This is a genomic window from Pseudomonas sp. RIT288, assembly GCF_000631985.1.
Classification (GTDB): domain Bacteria; phylum Pseudomonadota; class Gammaproteobacteria; order Pseudomonadales; family Pseudomonadaceae; genus Aquipseudomonas.
Genome location: NZ_JFYN01000001.1, coordinates 641,099 through 663,264, shown reverse-complemented (window position 1 = coordinate 663,264; position 22,166 = coordinate 641,099). Strand labels below are relative to the sequence as shown.

19 protein-coding genes are annotated in these 22,166 nt (G+C 60.6%); 11 read left to right on the top strand and 8 right to left on the bottom strand.

Annotation, left to right across the window (positions count from 1 at the left end; genetic code table 11):
- The first annotated feature begins 1 nt into the window (after position 1).
- The 11 genes from BW33_RS02965 to BW33_RS02915 all read left to right on the top strand — a co-directional run bounded on the left by BW33_RS02965 (position 2) and on the right by BW33_RS02915 (position 12,971).
- Positions 2 to 538: a F0F1 ATP synthase subunit delta gene (locus BW33_RS02965; RefSeq protein ID WP_007911956.1), complete on the top strand. Its 537-nt coding sequence runs from the start codon at positions 2 to 4 to the stop codon at positions 536 to 538.
- A gap of 21 nt (positions 539 to 559) precedes the next feature.
- Positions 560 to 2,104, top strand: coding sequence for a F0F1 ATP synthase subunit alpha (gene atpA, locus BW33_RS02960; protein WP_047596971.1), 1,545 nt, complete (start codon positions 560 to 562; stop codon positions 2,102 to 2,104).
- 50 nt (positions 2,105 to 2,154) lie between these two features.
- Positions 2,155 to 3,015 carry a F0F1 ATP synthase subunit gamma gene (gene atpG / locus BW33_RS02955; RefSeq protein ID WP_007960781.1) on the top strand — a complete coding sequence of 287 codons (861 nt, stop codon included), beginning with the start codon at positions 2,155 to 2,157 and terminating at the stop codon, positions 3,013 to 3,015.
- 27 nt (positions 3,016 to 3,042) lie between these two features.
- Positions 3,043 to 4,422 (top strand): F0F1 ATP synthase subunit beta, encoded by a 1,380-nt coding sequence (gene atpD / locus BW33_RS02950; protein WP_007911961.1) that lies wholly within the window; start codon positions 3,043 to 3,045, stop codon positions 4,420 to 4,422.
- Between the two features lie 45 nt (positions 4,423 to 4,467).
- Complete coding sequence (locus BW33_RS02945; protein ID WP_007954164.1) at positions 4,468 to 4,893, top strand: F0F1 ATP synthase subunit epsilon; 426 nt, start codon at positions 4,468 to 4,470, stop codon at positions 4,891 to 4,893.
- Between the two features lie 117 nt (positions 4,894 to 5,010).
- Positions 5,011 to 6,378 (top strand): bifunctional UDP-N-acetylglucosamine diphosphorylase/glucosamine-1-phosphate N-acetyltransferase GlmU, encoded by a 1,368-nt coding sequence (gene glmU / locus BW33_RS02940; RefSeq protein WP_047596969.1) that lies wholly within the window; start codon positions 5,011 to 5,013, stop codon positions 6,376 to 6,378.
- Between the two features lie 159 nt (positions 6,379 to 6,537).
- Positions 6,538 to 7,314: a DeoR/GlpR family DNA-binding transcription regulator gene (locus BW33_RS02935; protein ID WP_047596967.1), complete on the top strand. Its 777-nt coding sequence runs from the start codon at positions 6,538 to 6,540 to the stop codon at positions 7,312 to 7,314.
- A gap of 2 nt (positions 7,315 to 7,316) precedes the next feature.
- Positions 7,317 to 9,149, top strand: coding sequence for a glutamine--fructose-6-phosphate transaminase (isomerizing) (gene glmS / locus BW33_RS02930; RefSeq protein WP_047596966.1), 1,833 nt, complete (start codon positions 7,317 to 7,319; stop codon positions 9,147 to 9,149).
- 75 nt (positions 9,150 to 9,224) lie between these two features.
- Positions 9,225 to 10,151: a LysR family transcriptional regulator gene (locus BW33_RS02925; RefSeq protein WP_047596965.1), complete on the top strand. Its 927-nt coding sequence runs from the start codon at positions 9,225 to 9,227 to the stop codon at positions 10,149 to 10,151.
- A gap of 102 nt (positions 10,152 to 10,253) precedes the next feature.
- Positions 10,254 to 10,880 carry a glutathione S-transferase family protein gene (locus BW33_RS02920; RefSeq protein ID WP_047596963.1) on the top strand — a complete coding sequence of 209 codons (627 nt, stop codon included), beginning with the start codon at positions 10,254 to 10,256 and terminating at the stop codon, positions 10,878 to 10,880.
- A gap of 60 nt (positions 10,881 to 10,940) precedes the next feature.
- Positions 10,941 to 12,971, top strand: a complete 2,031-nt coding sequence (locus BW33_RS02915) for a pyridoxamine 5'-phosphate oxidase family protein (RefSeq protein ID WP_047596961.1) — start codon at positions 10,941 to 10,943, stop codon at positions 12,969 to 12,971.
- Between the two features lie 123 nt (positions 12,972 to 13,094).
- On the opposite strand, the gene BW33_RS02910 is transcribed toward BW33_RS02915, so the two are convergent.
- From BW33_RS02910 to BW33_RS02875, 8 genes are read right to left on the bottom strand one after another with little or no spacing between them, the layout of a single operon-like run.
- Complete coding sequence (locus BW33_RS02910) at positions 13,095 to 14,225, bottom strand: glycosyltransferase family 4 protein (RefSeq protein WP_047596960.1); 1,131 nt, start codon at positions 14,223 to 14,225, stop codon at positions 13,095 to 13,097.
- Entirely contained in the window at positions 14,226 to 15,356 is a 1,131-nt protein-coding gene (locus BW33_RS02905) for a glycosyltransferase family 4 protein (protein ID WP_047596959.1), read from the bottom strand.
- A complete protein-coding gene (locus tag BW33_RS02900; protein ID WP_047596958.1) occupies positions 15,340 to 16,716 on the bottom strand; it encodes a glycosyltransferase family 4 protein in 1,377 nt (458 codons plus the stop codon). The genes BW33_RS02905 and BW33_RS02900 overlap by 17 nt, the downstream gene beginning before the upstream one ends.
- The gene (locus tag BW33_RS02895; protein ID WP_047596957.1) at positions 16,713 to 17,978 is read right to left on the bottom strand and encodes an ABC transporter ATP-binding protein; all 1,266 of its coding nucleotides are present in this window, start codon (positions 17,976 to 17,978) and stop codon (positions 16,713 to 16,715) included. Before BW33_RS02895 ends, BW33_RS02900 begins: the two co-directional genes overlap by 4 nt.
- Positions 17,978 to 18,775, bottom strand: a complete 798-nt coding sequence (locus BW33_RS02890) for an ABC transporter permease (protein ID WP_047596956.1) — start codon at positions 18,773 to 18,775, stop codon at positions 17,978 to 17,980. The genes BW33_RS02895 and BW33_RS02890 overlap by 1 nt, the downstream gene beginning before the upstream one ends.
- On the bottom strand, positions 18,775 to 20,217 hold the full coding sequence (locus tag BW33_RS02885; protein WP_047596955.1) for a mannose-1-phosphate guanylyltransferase/mannose-6-phosphate isomerase: 1,443 nt from the start codon (positions 20,215 to 20,217) through the stop codon (positions 18,775 to 18,777). Before BW33_RS02885 ends, BW33_RS02890 begins: the two co-directional genes overlap by 1 nt.
- Before the next feature lie 3 nt (positions 20,218 to 20,220).
- Positions 20,221 to 21,189 carry a GDP-mannose 4,6-dehydratase gene (gene gmd, locus BW33_RS02880; RefSeq protein ID WP_047596954.1) on the bottom strand — a complete coding sequence of 323 codons (969 nt, stop codon included), beginning with the start codon at positions 21,187 to 21,189 and terminating at the stop codon, positions 20,221 to 20,223.
- Complete coding sequence (locus BW33_RS02875; protein WP_047596952.1) at positions 21,186 to 22,100, bottom strand: GDP-mannose 4,6-dehydratase; 915 nt, start codon at positions 22,098 to 22,100, stop codon at positions 21,186 to 21,188. The genes gmd and BW33_RS02875 overlap by 4 nt, the downstream gene beginning before the upstream one ends.
- Positions 22,101 to 22,166: the final 66 nt, after the last annotated feature.

Sequence of the window (22,166 nt, the reverse complement as noted above, 5' to 3'; positions counted from 1 at the left end):
CATGGCAGAACTGACCACGTTGGCCCGACCTTACGCTAAGGCGGCCTTCGAGCACGCTCAGGCCCACCAGCAACTGGCCAATTGGTCAGCCATGCTCGGCCTGGCTGCAGCGGTGTCGCAAGACGACACCATGCAGCGCGTGCTCAAGGCCCCGCGACTGACGAGCGCAGAAAAGGCCGCCACGTTCATTGACGTGTGCGGCGACAAGTTTGATGCCAAGGCACAGAACTTCATCAATGTCGTTGCCGAAAACGACCGTCTCCCGCTTCTGCCGGAGATCGCCGCTCTTTTCGACCTGTACAAGGCCGAACAAGAGAAGTCGGTAGACGTTGAAGTGACCAGTGCTTTCGCATTGAACCAAGAACAGCAAGACAAACTCGCCAAGGTTCTCAGTGCACGACTCAACCGGGAAGTGCGCCTGCAAGTTGCGGAGGATGCTGCCCTTATAGGTGGTGTCGTTATCCGCGCCGGCGACCTGGTTATCGATGGCTCGATTCGCGGCAAAATCGCGAAACTTGCCGAAGCATTGAAATCTTGAGTTTGAAGGGGCAGCAGAGCAATGCAGCAACTCAATCCTTCCGAAATAAGTGAAATTATCAAGGGCCGCATCGACAAGCTCGATGTGACCTCCCAAGCCCGTAACGAAGGCACTGTCGTCAGCGTATCTGACGGCATCGTGCGGATTCACGGTCTGGCCGACGTCATGTACGGCGAGATGATCGAGTTTCCGGGCGGCGTCTACGGTATGGCCCTCAACCTGGAGCAAGACTCCGTAGGTGCCGTTGTATTGGGCGCATACACCAGTCTGGCTGAAGGCATGAGCGCCAAGTGCACCGGCCGCATCCTCGAAGTTCCGGTGGGTAAGGAACTGCTGGGTCGCGTAGTCGACGCATTGGGTAACCCTGTTGACGGCAAAGGTCCACTGGGCAACACCTTGACCGACGCGGTCGAGAAAGTTGCACCGGGCGTGATCTGGCGTAAGTCGGTAGACCAGCCTGTACAGACTGGCTACAAGGCTGTCGATGCCATGATCCCTGTCGGCCGTGGCCAGCGTGAGCTGATCATCGGTGACCGTCAGATCGGTAAAACCGCTCTGGCGATCGACGCGATCATCAACCAGAAAGACAGCGGCATTTTCTGCGTCTACGTAGCCATCGGTCAGAAGCAATCGACCATCGCCAACGTGGTTCGCAAGCTGGAAGAAAACGGCGCTCTGGCCAACACGATCATCGTGGCTGCCAGTGCTTCGGAATCTCCTGCGCTGCAATTCCTGGCACCGTACTCCGGTTGCACCATGGGTGAATTCTTCCGCGACCGCGGTGAAGACGCGCTGATCGTTTATGACGATCTGTCCAAGCAAGCAGTGGCTTACCGCCAGATTTCCCTGCTGCTGCGCCGTCCACCAGGCCGTGAAGCTTACCCAGGCGACGTGTTCTACCTCCACTCCCGTCTGCTGGAGCGCGCATCCCGCGTTTCGGAAGAGTACGTAGAGAAGTTCACCAACGGCGCAGTGACCGGCAAAACCGGTTCCCTGACCGCACTGCCGATCATCGAAACCCAGGCTGGCGACGTTTCCGCGTTCGTTCCGACCAACGTGATTTCCATCACCGACGGTCAGATCTTCCTGGAATCGGCCATGTTCAACTCGGGCATCCGCCCTGCAGTGAACGCCGGTGTTTCGGTATCCCGTGTGGGTGGTGCCGCTCAGACCAAGATCATCAAGAAGCTGTCCGGTGGTATCCGTACCGCTCTGGCTCAGTACCGTGAACTGGCGGCATTCGCCCAGTTCGCTTCTGACCTGGACGAAGCGACCCGTAAGCAACTTGAGCATGGTCAGCGCGTTACCGAGCTGATGAAGCAGAAGCAATACGCACCAATGTCGATCGCTGACATGGCGCTGTCGCTGTATGCCGCTGAGCGTGGGTTCCTGACTGACATTGAAATCGCCAAGATCGGCAGCTTCGAACAAGCGCTGATTGCTTTCTTCAACCGCGATCACGCCGATTTGATGGCCAAGATCAACGTTAAAGGTGACTTCAATGACGAAATCGACGCTGGCATGAAAGCCGGTATCGAGAAGTTCAAGGCCACCCAAACCTGGTAAGCCGCAGCGGGAGCCGTGAGGCTCCCGCTTGCTAACCTGATAGGTGTTACATGGCAGGCGCAAAAGAGATTCGCAGTAAGATTGCGAGCATCAAAAGCACGCAAAAAATTACCAGCGCCATGGAAAAAGTGGCGGTCAGCAAAATGCGCAAGGCACAAATGCGCATGGCTGCTAGCCGTCCTTATGCGGAGCGTATCCGCCAGGTAATTGGGCATCTGGCCAACGCCAACCCGGAATACCGCCACCCGTTCATGATCGACCGCGAAGTAAAGCGCGTCGGTTATGTCGTCGTGAGCAGTGACCGTGGTCTGTGCGGCGGCTTGAACACCAACCTGTTCAAGGCCCTGGTCAAGGACATGGCGGTAAACCGCGAAAACGGCGTCGAGATTGATCTGTGTGTCGTTGGTAGCAAGGGTGCGGCCTTTTTCCGTAACTTCGGCGGTAACGTCGTTGCAGCTATCAGCCACCTGGGTGAAGAGCCGTCGATCAATGATCTGATCGGCAGCGTCAAGGTGATGCTGGATGCCTACCTGGATGGCCGTATTGACCGCCTGTCCGTGGTGTCCAACAAGTTCATCAACACCATGACGCAACAGCCTACCGTGGAGCAGTTGATTCCACTGGTGGCAACCCCGGATCAGGATCTCAAGCACCACTGGGACTATCTCTACGAACCGGATGCCAAAGAGCTGCTTGACGGCTTGATGGTCCGTTACGTCGAGTCGCAGGTCTACCAGGCGGTGGTCGAGAACAACGCGGCTGAACAAGCTGCGCGGATGATCGCGATGAAGAACGCTACCGACAACGCCGGTGATTTGATCAGCGATTTGCAGCTGATCTACAACAAGGCGCGTCAGGCTGCGATCACCCAAGAGATCTCGGAAATCGTCGGCGGCGCTGCCGCGGTTTAACGGTTCAAATATTCAGAGGATCCAGCTATGAGTAGCGGACGTATCGTTCAAATCATCGGCGCCGTTATCGACGTGGAATTTCCACGCGACAGCGTACCGAGCATCTACAACGCGCTGAAAGTAGTGAGCGCGGCCGAAACCACTCTGGAAGTTCAGCAACAGCTGGGCGACGGCGTGGTTCGCACCATTGCGATGGGTTCCACCGAGGGCTTGAAGCGCGGTCTGGAAGTTACCGATTCCGGCGCAGCCATCTCCGTACCGGTCGGTAAAGCGACCCTGGGCCGGATCATGGACGTTCTGGGTAACCCGATCGACGAAGCAGGTCCTATCGACACCGAAGAGCGTTGGGGCATTCACCGTCCAGCACCTTCGTTCGCTGAACAGGCAGGCGGCAACGACCTGCTGGAAACCGGCATCAAGGTTATCGACCTGGTTTGCCCGTTTGCCAAGGGCGGTAAAGTCGGTCTGTTCGGTGGTGCCGGTGTAGGCAAAACCGTAAACATGATGGAACTGATCCGTAACATCGCCATCGAGCACAGCGGTTATTCCGTGTTCGCCGGTGTGGGTGAGCGTACTCGTGAGGGTAACGACTTCTACCACGAGATGAAGGACTCCAACGTTCTGGACAAAGTGGCACTGGTTTACGGTCAGATGAACGAGCCGCCGGGAAACCGTCTGCGCGTAGCACTGACCGGCCTGACCATGGCCGAGAAGTTCCGTGACGAAGGTAACGACGTTCTGCTGTTCGTCGACAACATCTATCGTTACACCCTGGCCGGTACCGAAGTATCCGCACTGCTGGGCCGTATGCCTTCGGCAGTAGGTTACCAGCCGACCCTGGCTGAAGAGATGGGCGTTCTGCAAGAACGTATCACTTCGACCAAAGAAGGTTCGATCACCTCGATCCAAGCGGTATACGTACCTGCGGACGACTTGACCGACCCGTCGCCAGCGACCACCTTCGCCCACTTGGACGCCACCGTCGTTCTGTCCCGTGACATCGCTTCCCTGGGTATCTACCCAGCGGTAGATCCACTGGATTCGACTTCGCGCCAGCTGGATCCGAACGTAATCGGTCAGGACCACTACGACACCGCTCGCGGCGTTCAGTACGTTCTGCAACGTTACAAAGAGCTGAAAGACATCATCGCGATCCTGGGTATGGACGAGCTGTCGGAAGCCGACAAACAGTTGGTTAACCGTGCTCGTAAGATTCAGCGCTTCTTGTCGCAGCCGTTCTTCGTGGCTGAAGTCTTCACCGGTGCTTCGGGTAAATACGTTTCCCTGAAAGACACCATTGCTGGCTTCAAAGGCATCCTCAACGGTGACTACGACCACCTGCCAGAACAAGCGTTCTACATGGTTGGCGGCATCGAAGAAGCGATCGAGAAAGCCAAGAAACTGTAATCCCGGCGCCCGGCAACGGGCGCTAATTTAGGTTGAGGCAATCAGATGGCTATGACAGTCCATTGCGATATCGTCAGCGCGGAAGGGGAAATCTTTTCCGGCCTGGTCGAGATGGTGATTGCGCACGGTGCACTGGGTGATCTTGGTATCGCTCTGGGTCACGCGCCGCTGATCACTAATCTGAAGCCAGGTCCGATCCGCCTGATCAAGCAAGGCGGGGAAGCCGAGGTGTTCTACATCTCCGGTGGTTTCCTCGAGGTTCAGCCGAACATGGTCAAGGTGCTTGCCGATACCGTGCAACGTGCCGCCGACCTGGATGAAGCTCAAGCCCAGGCAGCTCTCAAGGCTGCCGAAGCTGCTCTGCACGAGAAGAGCGCAGATTTCGATTACGGAGCTGCGTCCGCACGTCTGGCCGAGGCTGCAGCTCAGCTGCGCACCGTCCAGCAGATCCGCAAGAAGTTTGGCGGTTAATCCGTCAGCCACTTGTTGTGCGATTGATAAAAAAGGGTAGCCTCGGCTACCCTTTTTTCTTTTCCGATTTTTACAACCCGGTCGCAGTTGCTGACCACCCAGGATTGGTAGCCAGTCATGTCTCTTGAAATCGTTATCCTCGCGGCCGGTCAAGGCACCCGTATGCGTTCGGCGTTGCCGAAAGTGCTGCACCCGGTTGCCGGCAATTCCATGCTTGGCCATGTTGTCCACAGCGCACGGCAGCTTGATCCACAGCGCATTCATGTGGTGATCGGCCACGGTGCCGATGTGGTACGTGAGCGTCTGGCGGCTGACGATCTGAATTTCGTGCTGCAGGACAAGCAATTGGGCACTGGTCATGCAACGGCTCAGGCTGTGCCGTTCATCAGCGCCGACACCGTGCTGATTCTCTACGGCGACGTGCCGTTGATCGAAGTTGAAACCCTGCAGCGCCTGCTCAAGCACGTCGTACCGGGCCAGATGGGCCTGTTGACCGTCGAGCTGGAAGACCCGACCGGTTACGGCCGCATCGTGCGCAACGCTGACGGTAAGGTCGCTGCCATCGTTGAGCATAAGGATGCCAGCGAAGCCCAGCGCGCAATCACCGAAGGCAACACCGGCATTCTCGCCGTCCCGGCCAATCGCCTGGCCGACTGGATGAGCCGCCTGTCGAACAACAACGCGCAGGGCGAGTACTACCTGACCGATGTGATCGAAATGGCGGTCAGCGATGGTTTGGTAGTGGCCACTGAACAACCGCACGACCCGATGGAAGTGCAGGGGGCCAATGATCGTAAGCAACTGTCCGAACTGGAGCGGCATTACCAGTTGCGCGCCGGTCGCCGTCTGATGGCGCAAGGCGTGACCCTGCGTGACCCGGCGCGTTTCGATGTGCGTGGCGAAGTCACCGTCGGTCGTGATGTGCTGATCGACGTCAACGTGATTCTCGAAGGCAATGTTGTCATCGAGGACGACGTGGTGATTGGTCCGAACTGCGTGATCAAGGACAGTACCCTGCGCAAAGGCGTGGTGATCAAGGCCAACAGTCACATCGAAGGCGCGATGCTTGGCGAAGGCAGCGATGCCGGTCCATTTGCTCGTCTGCGTCCGGGCACGGTGCTCGAAGCGCGCGCGCATGTGGGTAACTTTGTCGAATTGAAAAACGCGCGCATGGGCGAGGGCGCCAAGGCCGGGCATCTGACCTATCTGGGTGATGCCGAAATTGGCGCTCGCACCAACATTGGCGCGGGCACCATCACCTGCAACTACGATGGCGCCAACAAGTGGAAAACCGTGTTGGGCGAGGACGTGTTCATCGGCTCCAACAACTCGTTGGTGGCACCTGTGGATATCTCATCCGGGGCAACCACCGCGGCTGGCTCGACCATTACGCAGAATGTGGATAACGCTCAGTTGGCCGTTGGTCGGGCGCGGCAGAAAAATATCGATGGCTGGAAGCGTCCGGAGAAGATCAAGAAGAGCTGAGTTATCCACAGTAGCTCTACGATCAAAAGATCGCAGCCTTCGGCAGCTCCTACAGGGATGCCGGGGGGACTGCGATTTTTTTATGGCCTGAGCTTGACGATTGAACGGCAATAGGTTTTGATTGCTTCCGTTATCTTTCGAATCGAAACTTAGGCCGTCATGTCGAAACGCAATACGCCCCAACGCCGACACAATATCCTCGCCTTGCTCAATGAGCAGGGCGAAGTCAGTGTGGATGAACTGGCCAAGCGCTTCGAAACTTCGGAAGTTACGATCCGCAAGGATCTGGCCGCACTGGAAAGCCATGGTCTGTTGCTGCGCCGTTACGGCGGGGCGATCACCATGCCGCAGGAACTGGTCGCGGAACCAGGCCAGAGCGTTTCGAAGTACAAACAGGCGATTGCTCGTGCTGCCGTCAAACGCATCCGCGAACACGCCCGCATCATCATCGACAGTGGCAGCACCACTGCGGCGATGATTCCCGAGCTTGGCCAGCAGCCGGGTCTGGTGGTGATGACCAACTCCCTGCATGTCGCCAACGCCTTGAGCGAACTCGAACACGAACCGGTGCTGCTGATGACCGGCGGCACCTGGGATCCGCATTCGGAGTCTTTCCAGGGCCAGGTGGCCGAGCAGGTACTACGCTCTTACGACTTCGACCAGTTGTTTATCGGCGCCGATGGCATCGATCTGGTGCGCGGTACCACCACGTTCAATGAACTGCTTGGATTGAGCCGGGTGATGGCCGACGTGGCGCGGGAAGTGATCGTGATGGTCGAGGCCGACAAGATCGGCCGCAAGATTCCCAACCTGGAGCTGCCGTGGAGCAGCGTCCATACCCTCATTACCGATGATCGCCTGCCTGAAGATGCGCGCGATCAGATTCAGGCCCGCGGTATCACCGTGATTTGCGCGGCTGTCAGTCAGGAGAAATAAACATGTGTGGAATTGTCGGCGCAGTAGCTGAACGTAATATCACCGCCATCCTGCTTGAAGGCCTCAAGCGCCTTGAATACCGCGGCTATGACAGCGCCGGTGTGGCAGTTTTCACCAACGACGAAAAGCTCGAGCGCATGCGCCGTCCGGGCAAGGTCAGCGAGCTGGAAGCGGCGCTGGCCGCGCAGCCGCTGGTTGGCCGTCTCGGTATCGCCCACACCCGTTGGGCGACCCACGGTGCACCTTGCGAGCGTAATGCGCACCCGCATTTCTCCGGTGATATCGCCGTGGTGCACAACGGCATCATCGAGAACCACGAAGCCCTGCGTGAGCAACTGAAAGCGCTGGGTTACGTGTTCACTTCGGACACCGACACCGAAGTCATCGCTCACCTGCTGAGCCACAAACTCAAGGATCAGCCTGACCTGACCGTTGCGCTGAAAGCCACCGTCAAGGAACTGCACGGCGCCTACGGTCTGGCCGTGATCAACGCACAACAGCCGGATCGTCTGGTTGCCGCGCGCAGTGGCAGCCCGTTGGTGATCGGTCTGGGCCTGGGCGAGAACTTCCTTGCCTCCGACCAATTGGCCCTGCGCCAGGTCACTGACCGCTTCATGTACCTGGAAGAAGGCGATATCGCCGAAATTCGCCGCGATAACGTGCAGATCTGGGACGTCCACGGCAACGCCGTCGAACGCCAGACCGTGCAGTACAGCGATGGTGCCGAAGCCGCCGACAAGGGCGAGTTCCGTCATTACATGCTCAAGGAAATCCACGAACAGCCCGTCGTCGTGCAGCGTACCCTCGAGGGTCGTCTGAGCAACAATCAAGTGCTGGTGCAGGCCTTTGGTCCACAGGCTGCCGAATTGTTCGCCAAAGTGCGCAACGTGCAGATCGTCGCCTGCGGCACCAGCTACCACGCCGGTATGGTCGCGCGTTACTGGCTCGAAGAACTGGCCGGTATTCCGTGCCAGGTCGAAGTCGCCAGCGAATTCCGCTACCGCAAGGTGGTGGTGCAGCCGGACACCCTGTTCGTCACCATCTCGCAGTCCGGTGAAACCGCCGACACCCTGGCCGCGCTGCGCAACGCCAAAGAGCTGGGCTTCCTCGCCAGCCTGGCGATCTGCAACGTCGGCATCAGCTCGCTGGTGCGTGAATCCGACCTGACGCTGTTGACCCAGGCTGGTCGCGAAATTGGTGTGGCTTCGACCAAGGCGTTCACCACGCAACTGGTCGGCCTGCTGCTGCTGACCCTGTCTCTGGGTCAGGTACGCGGCACGCTCGGCAAGGGCATTGAAGCCACGCTGGTGGAAGAACTGCGTCGTCTGCCAACCCGTCTGGGCGAAGCGCTGGCGATGGACAGCACCGTGGAAAAAATCGCCGAACTGTTCGCCGAGAAGAATCACACGCTGTTCCTCGGCCGTGGCGCGCAGTTCCCGGTCGCAATGGAGGGCGCCTTGAAGCTCAAGGAAATCTCCTACATCCACGCCGAAGCCTACCCGGCTGGTGAGCTGAAGCACGGCCCGCTGGCGCTTGTGGATAACGACATGCCAGTGGTCACCGTGGCGCCGAACAACGAACTGCTGGAGAAGCTCAAGTCCAACCTGCAGGAAGTCCGTGCCCGTGGTGGTGAACTGATCGTGTTCGCTGACGAGAAAGCCGGGATGACCAACGGCGAAGGCACCCACGTGGTGCAGATGCCGCACATCCACGACATTCTTTCGCCGATCTTGTACACCGTACCGCTGCAGCTGCTGTCGTACTACGTCGCCGTGCTCAAAGGCACCGACGTCGACCAGCCGCGCAACCTGGCGAAGTCGGTGACGGTGGAATAAGTTATCCACAGCTGACATTGACCCGCAAAAATCGCAGCCTCGGCTGCGATTTTTGTATCTGAATCGAGGACATCCATGGACCGCTTCCAGGAAATGCAGATCTTCGCCACCGTTGCCCAAGAGCAGGGTTTCTCGGCAGCGGCGCGGCGTCTTGGCTTGTCCGCGGCCAGTGTCACTCGCGCCGTGGCGGCGCTGGAGCAGCGTATCGGTACACAGTTGCTGATTCGCACAACTCGCACTGTGCACCTGAGTGAGGCTGGTCAGCGTTATCTGGAAGACTGTCGGAGAATTCTCGCCGAGGTGCAGGAAGCCGAGGATTCGGCGGCCGGCAGTCACGCCCAGCCCCGTGGGCAATTGACGGTGACCGCGCCGGTATTGTTTGGCGAGCTGTTTGTCACACCGCTGATGGCGGCTTATCTGACGCAATACCCGGACGTTTCGATCAATGCGCTATTGGTCGATCGAGTGGTGAGCATGGTCGAGGAGGGCATCGATGTCGCGGTGCGCATCGGTGAGTTGCCGGACAGCAATCAGCACGCGATCCGGGTCGGCGAAGTGCGGCGGGTGATCTGTGGTTCGCCGGCCTATCTGGCTCGACACGGCCGTCCCGCGCATCCGCAGGCACTGGCCGGTGCGCCGGTGGTGACGACATCGGCGATCGGTCAGTTGCGCAACTGGCCGTTTGTGGATCAGGGCGAAGCGATCAGCGTGCGACCCGAACCGAGGCTGGTGGTCACCGCCAACCAGGCGGCGATTACTGCGGCCTGCCTGGGGTTGGGGCTGACCCGGGTGTTGTCCTATCAGGTCGCTGGCAAGGTGGCCTGCGGTGAACTGGAAATTGTCCTCGCCGATTTCGAACTGCCGCCGCTGCCGATTCATGTGGTGTATCAGGGCGGACGCAAGGCGCCGGCGCGGGTGCGCAGTTTTGTCGACCACGCGGTGAAGGTCCTGCGAGAACATCCGGCGCTGCAGAACGCGGCATTATTTCATCCAGTGAAATAATCGATTGCGATTGCTGGTGATTCTGTTGCTTCGAAGATGGGTGGAAGATGGCCTCCATCGGCGCTGCCATCCCGAACGGCGCCCTCTCCAGCGGAGTCGACCATGCAAGCGATCAAACTCTACAACTTCCCGCGTTCCGGCCACGCCCATCGGGTGGAGCTGATGTTGTCCCTGCTGCAACTGCCGACTGAACTGATCCTGGTCGATCTGGCCAAGGGTGAGCACAAGCAGGCGCCGTATCTGGCGATAAACAGTTTCGGTCAGGTGCCGGCGATCGACGATGACGGCGTGGTGCTGGCCGACTCCAACGCGATTCTGGTGTATCTGGCGCAGAAGTACGGCCGCGGTCGTTGGCTGCCAACGGATCCGGTCGGTGCGGCACGGGTGCAGCGCTGGTTGTCGGCCGCTGCCGGGCCGATTGCTTTCGGACCTGCTGCTGCACGATTGGTAACGGTGTTTGGCGCCCAGTTGAATGCTGAAGAAGCGATTACCCGTGCGCACAACCTGCTCAAAGTGATGGAGGTGGAACTGGGCAAGACCCCGTATCTGGCCGGCAGCGAGCCGACCATCGCTGACGTGTCCGCCTACAGCTACATCGCCCATGCGCCGGAAGGCAACGTGTCGCTGGACGACTACGCCAACGTGCGTGCCTGGCTGGCGCGTGTCGAAGCCTTGCCCGGTTTTGTCGGCATGCCGCGCACTGTCGCCGGTCTGCAAAAGACTGCCTGAGAGGTCGGCCCGATCTGATCGAGTTATCCACAATGCGCCGGCGGCGCGGGGAGATGCGTGATGGAACGTTCACCGTGGCACGCTGGCGAGCAACAACTGCAGGCCCATGTCGGCGTTGCCGAGCGCATGGAGGCCTTCGGCCGAAAAGTGATTCGTGACTGGATGCCGGATCAGCACCGCGCATTTTATGAGCAATTACCGTTCATGCTGTACGGCGCGGTCGATGCTGACGGGCGTCCATGGGCCAGCGTGCTCGAAGGCGCGCCGGGGTTTGCTCATTCGCCTGATCCCCAGCACCTGCATTTCGCCAGCCAACCCGCTGCCGATGATCCGGCGCAATTGCGCAATGGCGAGCCGATCGGATTGCTCGGCATTGAATTGCATACCCGCCGCCGCAATCGCCTCAACGGTCATGTCGACAATCTGACCGTGCAGGGTTTCGAGGTGAGCGTGGATCAGGCTTTCGGCAACTGTCCGCAATACATTCAACTGCGCCAGTTCCAGCGCGTGCCGCTGAGCGATCCGCAGACGCGGCCAGCGCAGCACGGCGACGGTCTTGATGACGCGGCCAGGGCCATGATCGGAGACGCCGACACCTTCTTTGTCGCCAGTTACGTCGATGCGGACGGACAACGTGCGGTGGATGTTTCCCATCGTGGCGGGCAAGCCGGGTTTGTCCGGGTTGAAGGTAATCGCCTGACCATCCCGGATTTTGCCGGCAACCTGCACTTCAATACCCTCGGCAATCTGCTGCTCAATCCCAAGGCTGGCCTGCTGTTCATCGACTTTTCCACAGGCGATGTGCTGCAACTGAGCGGGCGGACCGAGATCATCCTCGACGGGCCGCAGATCGAAGCGTTCCAAGGCGCCGAGCGCCTGTGGACATTCGAGGTAGAGAGACTGGTGCGGCGTCCGGCGGCACTGGCCTTGCGCTGGCGCTTCGATGGCATGTCGCCCACCAGCCTGTTGACCGGCACCTGGGCCCAGGCCGATGCGCGCTTGCAGGCCAAGGCCCTGGGTGACCGCTGGCGGCCGCTGCGGGTGACCCGCATCGAAAGGGAGAGCCAGCACATCCGCTCGATCTATCTGCAACCGGACGATGGCGCAGGGATGCCGGTGTTTCAGGCCGGCCAGCATCTGCCGCTGCGCTTCACTCTGGGCGGTGAAACGCATATCCGCACCTACAGCCTGTCGAGTGCGCCATCGGATGATTTCCTGCGCATCAGTGTGAAACGCGAGGGCCTGGTTTCAGGCCATTTGCACCAGCAGATCCGGGTCGGCGATGTCTTTGAGGCACGGGCGCCACAGGGGCATTTCACCGTGGTGCCGCTGGAACAACGGCCGCTGGTGCTGCTGGCGGCAGGGGTTGGTATCACGCCGTTGCTGTCGATGCTGCGCGAGGTGGTGTATCAAGGCCTGCGCACCCGCAGGATCCGGCCGACGTGGTTGCTGCAGAGTTCGCGCAGCCTGGCCGATCAGCCGTTTCGCGAGGAGCTCGATCGCTTGCTGGAAAGTGCTGGCGACGCAGTACGGGTGATTCGCCTGCTCAGTCAGCCGGAAGCCGATGCGCACGAGGGCGAAGATTTCGACCGCCATGGGCGCATTGATCGGGCACTGCTGCGCGATCTGCTGGAGGTCGATGATTACGACCAGATCGATTTTGCTGTCTGTGGGCCCGGCGCTTTTACCCAAAGTGTCTACGACAGCCTGCGCGAGCTGGACATTCGCGACGCGCGGATCCATGCCGAAACCTTCGGCCCGTCGACACTCAAGCGCCAGCCGGACCCGGATGCTGTGGTCATCGAGCAACCACCGGCCGCCATCACGTCAGTGCCGGTGATGTTCGAGCGTTCTGCCAAGGAAGCGCGCTGGCAGCCGGACGGTGGCAGTCTGCTGGAGCTCGCAGAAAGCCGTGGCCTGCGCCCCGAGTTCAGTTGCCGTGGAGGTTCGTGCGGCACTTGCAAGACACGGTTGGTCAGCGGTGCAGTAAATTATCCACAGCCCCCGGCAGACATGCCGGAAGCGGGGCAGGTGCTGATTTGCTGCGCGGTGCCGGCGCAGAGCGAGCAATTGCTGGTGCTGGATCTGTAATGCCTCCCTGTAGGAGCTGCCGAAGGCTCGGGCCGCGTTCGGACGATCTTTTGATTTTAAAAACCCAGGATCAAAAGATCGCAGCCTGCGGCAGCTCCTACAGGGGATCGGTGTTGTGGTGGATCAGGCGTAAGACAGGTCTTTCTCTTCCAGCAGCTCCTGATACAACGCGGTCCACTTGCGGCCCATTTCGTCGGCGGTGAACAGCTGCCGGTAACGCGCCTCGGCCTTGACGCCCATGGCCGACGCGCGTTCGGGGTTTTCCCAAAGGGTGCGCATTGCCTCGCGAAACGCCAGTGGGTTGCTCGGTGGCACCACCAGCCCGGTTTCGTTGTGGATATTGATGTAGCTGGTGCCGGTACCGATTTCGCTGGAGATCATCGGTTTGCCGTACATCGCGCCTTCGAGCAGCGAAATGCCGAACGCTTCGGAACGCAGGTGCGACGGAAACACGATGGCGTAGCTCAGTTGCAGCAGGGCGACCTTGTCTTCATCGCCCAGGCGCCCGAGGAAATGGATGTTACGCAGGCCCAGCGCAGCAGCCTGGGCGTGCAACTCCAACTCGAGCGGCCCGGCGCCGACGATCACCACCGGATAGTCCACATCCTTCAAGGCATCGAGCAGGATGTGCAGACCCTTGTAATAACGCATGACCCCGACGAACAGGAAAAACTTATCCCCAAGCTGCTGGCGCCAGCGATTCATCCGTTCGCTGTCGGCCTGTGGATAACCGGCCTTGTTCAAACCGTAAGGAATCACCCGGGTCTTGTCCTGGAACTGCTGCAATACATCGCTGGTGTGCAGGTAGTTCGGCGAAGCCGCGACAATCCGGTCGGCGCTGGCAAGGAAGCGGTTCATCAGCGGTCGGTAGAGTTTGAGCAGATGCTTCTGGCGAATGATGTCCGAGTGATAGGTCACCACGCTCGGTTTGCTGATGCCGCTGGCAAAGTGCACCAGGTCCATGAACGGCCACGGGAAATGGTAGTTGACCACGTCGGCTTCAGCGGCCAGTTCGCGAAACTGTTTGAACACGCTCCAGGAAAACCCGGTGGAGGCGAACTGGATGTCGAGTCTGGCGCGATGCACTTCGTGTTGGCCGAGTTGCATCACGGGAGGGGTCGGGTCGGCGCTGAGGGTCAGCACCTGGCCGTCGATGCCGTGATGCGCGCCGCTTTCGCAGAGCTGGAAGATCACTTGTTCGATGCCGCCGACCGAATCTGGCAGGTACGTCTTGAAAAAATGAAGAACTCGCATTCAGCCTCCCATGGCCTGGCGGTAGGCACCGGCGGTGGCCTGTGCGCAACGTTCCCAGGAAAAAAGCCGCGTCCGGTGCAATCCGGCTTCTCGGCAGGCCTGCCAATGCGCTTGATCGTCGATCAGGCGGTTCAGCGCATCGCGCAAGCCGTGTGCATCGTCAGGTTCAATATAGTTGCCTGCCGCGCCGGCGACTTCCGGCATGGCTGAAGAACGGGTGAGGATCACCGGGGTGCCACTGGCCATGGCTTCCAGTACCGGTAAACCGAAGCCTTCATACCGCGACGGAAACACCAGCGCACGGGCGCCGGCCAGCAGTTGTGCGACCTGTTCATCCGGCAGATAGCCGAGCAGGCAAACGTGCCCTGAGGCCAGGGCCTGGCGCAGTTCATCGCTGAACTGGGCCTGCTGCCAACCGGCCATGCCGACGATCAGCAGCGGAAAACGCTGGCGCACGGCCTCCGGTAGCAGGGCGTGGGCACGCAGCGCCAGACTCAGATTCTTGCGCGGCTCCAGAGTACCGACACACAGGAAGTATTCGCGCGCGGCGACGGCATGCGCCTTGAGCACCGCTTCGATGGCGTCGGGTTGCCGTGGGTGGAAGCGTTCGGCCACACCCAGTGGCGCCACCACAAAGCGTTCGGCCGGCAGACCGAACCAGGCTTGGGCCTCGTCGGCAATCGCCTGCGAGTCGGTGATGATCCGCTGCGCCTGTTGCACGCCAGCAGCCAGGCGCCGTTCGATTTCCTTGAGACGCGCCGCTGGTTGGGTGTCAGGAAAGTGCAGGTGGGTCAGGTCGTGCAGGGTGATCACGGTCGGGCCGTCGAAGGCCAGCGGCCACAGGCTCGGCTCGTGATACAGATCGATGCCTTGTGCGCGGCCCTGATCGAAACGTTTCTGCTCCAGCCAGCGCCGCGCCTGATAGGCCCCGGGGATCTGCCGCAGCAGTGGCGTCAGGCGCGAGTAGCCGGGCATGGCCGCCTCCGGCAAGGCTGAACTCCAGCCCCAGCCGTGGAACAGCGCCACTTCGACATCGGTTGTGTCGCGCAAGGCGCGGACCAGTTCGGCGACGTAATGGCCGATGCCGGTGCGTGGCGCCTGAAGAATCCGCGCGTTAAGAGCAATGCGCATGCTGGCCTTCGGACGCGGGCAGTGGATGGTTCAGGTTGCGCTCGATGCGCTGCACCAGTTGCGCGCTTGCCTCGCGCCAGCTCAGCCAGCGCCATTGATCCAGGCTCATGGGCGCCGGAAATTCCCCCGAACGCTCCATTCCGAGCACCAGGTCGGTAAGGCTCTGCGGGTTGTGCAGATCGAAATACGCCATGTAATCGCCGCCGATTTCGCGGAACACCGGGATGTCGCTGGCCATCGCCGGCAGCCCGCGTTGCATGGCTTCCACCAAGGGCAGGCCGAACCCTTCGACATGCGACGGGAACACCAGCGCCGTGGCGTGGGAGTAGGCGTGCTCAAGGCTTTTGTCCGACAGCGAGTTGAACATGAACAGGCGACGGTTCAGTTGTGGATGCTGGCGAATCCGCTCGATCAGCGCCTCGCACTTCCAGCCGATTTTCCCGGCGATGCACAAGCGCGCCGTGGAGCCAGCCGCCCAGGCCTGTTCGAAGGCATCGAGCAGGTAGGCGTGGTTCTTGCGCGGCTCGATGGTGCTGACCATCAGGAATACCGGCTCCGGGGTCTTGAACAGGTTCAGCAGGTTGCGATCAACCTCCGCTGCGGCGTCGGTCAGGTCCAGTTCGGAACCGAGGTGGAAATAATCGAACCAGCGCTGCTGCACCTGTTGCGTGCCGATCCGGCGCAACATCTCCTGGCGCACCTGATCGCGGATGGTGGTCGAGATCGCGACATAGCCGTCAGCCGTGCGCGCGATCCAGTCGAACCAGTCGTTGAACACCTTGACCAGACCTGCGTCGCAAAACTGTGGATGGGTCAGCGGGATCAGGTCGTAGATCACCGAAACGATACCGACGCCATCGCGTTTGAGTTGTTCGGCCAAGGGGAAAAAGTTGGCGTGCCAGGACGAGTCGAGCAATACCAGTTGATCGCCGGCCTGATGTTGCAGCGGCACGCAACGCTCCGGAATCGGTTTGCCCTTGAGCAGGCGCCCGAGCACGCGCATCGGCAGGCTGAAACAGGCGAACGCGGTGAGCCGGCAGAGCACGTACAACACCCGCCGGGCGAAATGCGACTGGCTGAAAGGCCGGCGTCGTTCCAGAGCGCGATGGCGCAGCCAGAAACCGTTGGCCCACTGTTCCAGCTTCACCCGCAGGCTGGTCAGATTGATTGTCGGGGTTTTGATCGGGGCCAGGCTTTTCACCTGATACAGGGCACCGTCGAGCATCACCACCGGAATGCATTCGCGCTCGCCGTTGGTGTCGGGTAACTGTTGAATGACGTTGCGCACTACCCGTTGAATGCCCGAGTTGGCGGACGGGTGTTCGAAAACGTAGGTGCACTCCATCAACAGCCGTGTCATCGCGAGATCTCCCTGTCCGGCTGCTGCGCAGTATTTTCACTGGAGCGGCTGATCTCGGTTCGGGCCTGTAGCCACGAGCAGCCGACGAAGTCTTCCTGACGGTTGTTGATGACGTGGAAGACCAGACCGTAATCGCGCCATTCGAAGTTGCGATCCAGGTGCGAATCCAGGCGCGACAGGCTCAGCGCCACCGAATAGCTGCCCTTGCCCAGGCGCATGTCGAAGGCGAAGCGGAACGTCACCTGTTCACCCGCGCTCAGGTCGCTGATCGCCTGATCCTGGCGATGGGTATTGATGCCGTAGATCGCCTGGCCGAGGCGATCCTTGATCAGAAAGCCCAGCACCAGCCGTTCGATGTCCTCGCGCACTGCGGTCTGCACTTCCAGCACCACCGGCTGGCCGACTTCCGCCACGTCCAGACTGCGCCCCTGAGCGTCGAGCAGGCGCACGCTGACAATCCCCGCTTCACCGGTCCCGGAAATGGTCTGTACCTGACCATTGGCGAGCATTTCCTGGCGCACGATCTGGCCTTCGCGCTGGGCAAGCATGGCGTTGTAGTAGTCCATGACCTCTTCGGGTTTGCCGCGCATGGCCAGGCGGCCGTTCTCCAGCAAGATCGCAGTGTCGCAGATCGACTGAATCGCCGAGCGGTCGTGGGACACGATCAGCAGCGTGGTGCCGGCCTTGCGGAAGTTGCGAATGCGCTCGAAGCTTTTGTGCTGGAAGTAGGCGTCGCCCACCGACAGTGCTTCATCGACGATCAGGATGTCCGGACGTCGGGCGGTGGCGACGCTGAAGGCCAGGCGCATCTGCATGCCGCTGGAGTAGGTACGCACCGGGTGATCGATGGCTTCGCCGATTTCGGCAAAGCTCTCGATTTGCGGCATCAGCGCTTCGATCTCTTCGACCTGCATGCCCAGCAACTGGCCGGCCATGAACGCGTTCTGGCGGCCGGTGAAGTCCGGGTGGAAACCCATGCCCAGTTCCAGCAGGGCGGCGACGCGGCCTTGCAGTTGAATCTGCCCGCAGCTGGGTTGCGTGGTGCCGGTGATCATCTTCAGCAGCGTGCTTTTGCCCGCGCCGTTGACCCCGACGATACCGACCGCTTCGCCGGGCTGAATCTCGAAATCGATGTCCTGCAGAACCCAGTGCAAATGGTGCCGGGTGCCGGAAAACGGCACCAGCCACTCGAATAGCCGACTCCAGCGATTGGGGTATTGTTTGTAGGCCTTGCCCAGGCCACTGACGCGTATATGCCCCATCAGAGTTCATCCACCATTTCGCCGACACGTTGCCGAAACAGGCGCAGGGCCATGGCGCAGAACAGCAGGCCGAGGATCAGCAACGGCAGCAGCGACGGCCAGTTCGGCCACTGGTTGTAGAGGAACACGTTCTGGTAACTGGTCATCAGCGCCGTCATCGGGTTGAGGCTGATCAGGTGCTGGATGCCCGGCGGCAGGATCGACAGCGGGTAAACGATCGGTGTCAGCCAGAACCAGAACTGCAGGCAGATGCCGAACATCTGCCCGACATCGCGGAAGAACACGTTGAGAATGCCGAGGATCATTCCCAGCCCGGCGGCGAAGATCACTTGCACCAGCAACAGCGGAATCAGTGCCAGCAAGGCCATGCCGGGCAGGCGTCCGCTGATCAGCAGAAAACCGAAGAACAGCGCCAGGATGATCGCGAAGTTGATCCCGGCGTTGAGCAGCGCAATCACCGGCAGGCAGATCCGCGGGAAGCTGATTTTCTTCAGCAGATTGGCGTTTTCCAGAAACATGCTCTGGCTGCGCGAGGTGATTTCCGCGAACAGTCCCCAGGTCAGCAGGCCGGCGCACAGGTACACGCTGTAGGCCAGACCGTCATCGACCCCCGGCAGGCGCGCGCGCATGATCTGGGAAAAGATCACCGTGTACACGACGATCATCGACAACGGGTTGAGCACGGTCCACAGCGCGCCGAACAGCGAATTGCGATAACGCGCCTGAAACTCCCGCTTGACGCTGCCGAGGATGAATCCGCGGTAGCTGCGCAGCGAGCGATACAGGGAAAGCAGCATCAAACCGTCCTGCCGTATTGGTCTTCGAAACGCACGATATCGTCTTCGCCCAGGTATTCGCCGCTTTGCACTTCGATGATCACCAGGTCGATCACGCCGGGGTTTTCCAGGCGATGCCGGTGGCCGGCGGCAATGAACGTCGATTCGTTCTTGGCCACCAGATGGGTGCCGCTGCCGTTGTTGGTGACCTTGGCCATGCCTTCGACCACCACCCAGTGTTCGTTGCGGTGATGGTGCATCTGCAGCGACAGCTTGCCGCCAGGTTTGACCACGATGCGCTTGATCTTGAAGCGCGGGCCTTCCTCGAGCACGGTGTAGGTGCCCCACGGACGGCTGACCGTGCGATGCAGGCGGTAGGCTTCGTGGGATTTGTCCTTGAGCTGCTTGGCGACGCGTCGCACATCCTGGGCGCGATCGGCATGGGCCACGAGTACCGCGTCGGCGGTGTCGACGATGATCAGGTTATCCACACCCACGGCTGCCACCAGTCGGCCTTCGCTCTGCACGAAGTTGTGGTGGCTATCGATGAAGACCGCTTCGCCGCTGGCGCGATTGTTGTCGGCATCGGCCGGTACCAGCGCTGCCACGGCGCCCCATGAACCGATGTCGCTCCAGTCGAAACCGGCGGGCACCACCACGACTTTGTCTGAGCGTTCCATCAGCGCGTAATCGATGGAGATGTCGGTGATCTCAGCGAACAGTGTCGGCGACAGTTCCTGTTGCAGGCAGCCGACGGTTTCCACCGCGGCACTGGCGTCCATGCAGGCGCGGGTTTGTTCCAGCAGCTCTGGCGCGTGCAATTGCAGTTCGTTGATCAGGGTCGCGGTGGTGAAGCAGAACATGCCCGAGTTCCACAGGAAGTTGCCGCTTTCCAGGTAATGGGTGGCGGTTTGCACGTCAGGCTTTTCCACGAAACGCTGCACTTTCGCTGCGCCTTTGGCGTCCAGCGGTGCGCCGGTCTCGATGTAGCCGAAGCCGGTTTCCGGGGCGGTCGGCAGCACGCCGAAGGTCACCAGATAACCGTCCTTCGCCAGGTTGACCGCGTGTTCGACTGCGCTCTTGAGGGCTTGCTGATTAACGATCAAATGGTCGGCGGGCATCACCACCATGATCGCGTCGTCACCGTGCAGCGCCTGCAGCGACAGGGCGGCGGCGGCAATCGCCGGGGCGGTGTTGCGCCCAATCGGCTCCAGCAGGAAGTGCCCGCGATGGCGCGATACATGGGCGGCGCAAAAGTGATCCTTGCTCTGGAAGTAGTACTCGCGGTTGGTCACCGTGACGATGTCACCCCAGCCGTCCAGCAATGCGGCGGCACGCTGATAGGTCTTGCCCAGCAGCGACTGGCCGTCGGGCAGGGTCATGAACGGTTTGGGATGGCCCTCGCGGGACACCGGCCACAGACGAGTACCGGCACCGCCGGACAGAATCACGGGGATCAGCATGACCTACTCCTTGGCGACGCGTTTCATGTCCGCATCCATCATCATGCGGATCAGGCTGTCGAGGTCGGTTTTAGGCTTCCAGCCCAGCACCCGCTGCGCCTTGGCCGGGTTGCCAAGCAGCACTTCGACTTCGGCCGGGCGGAAGAACGCCGGGTCGATCTTCACGTAGTCGCGGTAGTTCAGGCCAACGTGATCGAAGGCGATGCGGCACATCTCGCGCACGGTGGTGGTGACGCCAGTGGCGACCACGAAATCGTCAGGCTTGTCCTGTTGCAGCATCAGCCACATGGCTTCGACGTAATCGCCGGCAAAGCCCCAGTCGCGTTTGGCGTCGATATTGCCCAGGGCCAGTTCCTGCTGCTTGCCCTGCTTGATACGGGCGGCGGCGTCGGTGACCTTGCGGGTGACGAATTCAATGCCGCGCAGTGGCGATTCATGATTGAACAGAATGCCGCTGCTGGCGTGCAGGTCGAAACTTTCGCGGTAGTTGACGGTGATCCAGTGACCATAGAGTTTGGCCACACCGTAGGGGCTGCGCGGGTAGAACGGGGTGTTCTCGTCCTGCTGCTCGGCCTGGATCAGACCGAACATTTCGCTGGTCGAGGCCTGATAGAAACGCGTGTGCGGGCTGAACTGGCGGATCGCTTCGAGCAGGTGGGTCACGCCCAGGCCATCGACGATACCGGTGGTCACCGGCTGATTCCAGGAAGCGGCGACGAAGCTTTGCGCAGCCAGATTGTAGACTTCGTCCGGCGCCGACTTGATCACTGCGCGCTGCACTGAGCAGGCATCGGCCATGTCACCGTCCAGGTAGACGATGTCGCCTTCGACGCCCATCTCGCGCAAGCGCCAGCGCGAATCGCTGCTGCGCCGTGCGACCAGACCGTGAACCTTGTAGCCCTTGTCGAGCAGCAGTCTGGCCAGATAAGCGCCGTCCTGGCCGGTGATCCCTGTGATCAGTGCACTTTTCATTCTTGTCGTACTCGCTGCTCCCAGTCGGACAGGATCGCCCGCAGGGATTGTTGTGTTGTAATTTTCGGCGTCCATCCCGTGGTCTGGGCGAGCCTTGCGTGACTGCCGCAAACGCGGCGCTGATCCGCACGGCGCATGCGCGCCGGATCCTGCACCAGTTGCAGGTCGACCTCGGCCAGGTCGCCCAGCTGTTCGATCAGACTGCGGATGCTTTGCTCGCGGCCCGAGCAAATGTTGTAGACCTGCCCCGGCGTGCCCTTTTCCAGCAGAGCGAAATACGCCGAGATCACATCGCCGACATCGAGGAAATCGCGCGTGACGTCAATGTCGCCGACTTCCAGTTGCGGGGCTTGCAGGCCCTGTTTGATGCGGTTGATCTGGCGTGCAGCACTGGCGATGACAAAGTTGTCTTTCTGCCCGCTGCCGATATGGTTGAACGGCCGCGCCACCAGCACCGGCCAGCTTTCACTCAGGCCCCATTGCAGGCTGAGAAACTCTGCCGACAGTTTGCTCACCGCGTAGGGATTGCGCGGGCAGGGCGGTTGCAGTTCGGTGATAGGCAGGGCGCTTTCGGCAACTTGACCATAGACGTCGCCGGAGCTGACATACAGGAAAGTCCCCTGAAATCCGCGCGCCTTGAGGGCCTGCAACAGATTGAGGGTGCCAAGCAGATTGATTTCGAGCGTGCGGGCCGGATCGCGGAAGGCTTCGGGAACAAAGGTCTGGCCGGCCAGGTGAATCACCGCGTCGGGCAATTGTGGCCACAGGTCGACGAGGCTGGCAGGTGCCGTGAGATCGTAGGGTGCTGCGGCAGGCAGCAGTTCCCATGTCGAGTCAGGCTGAGCCAGACGAGACTGGAGATGTTGTCCCACGAATCCACTGAGGCCCGTGATGAACAGACGCTTTTTCAAACAGCGACCCCTTGGTCTTTAACTTTCGCCACTTTCCCACAGGCTTTGAGGAGAAGTCTGTCAGGC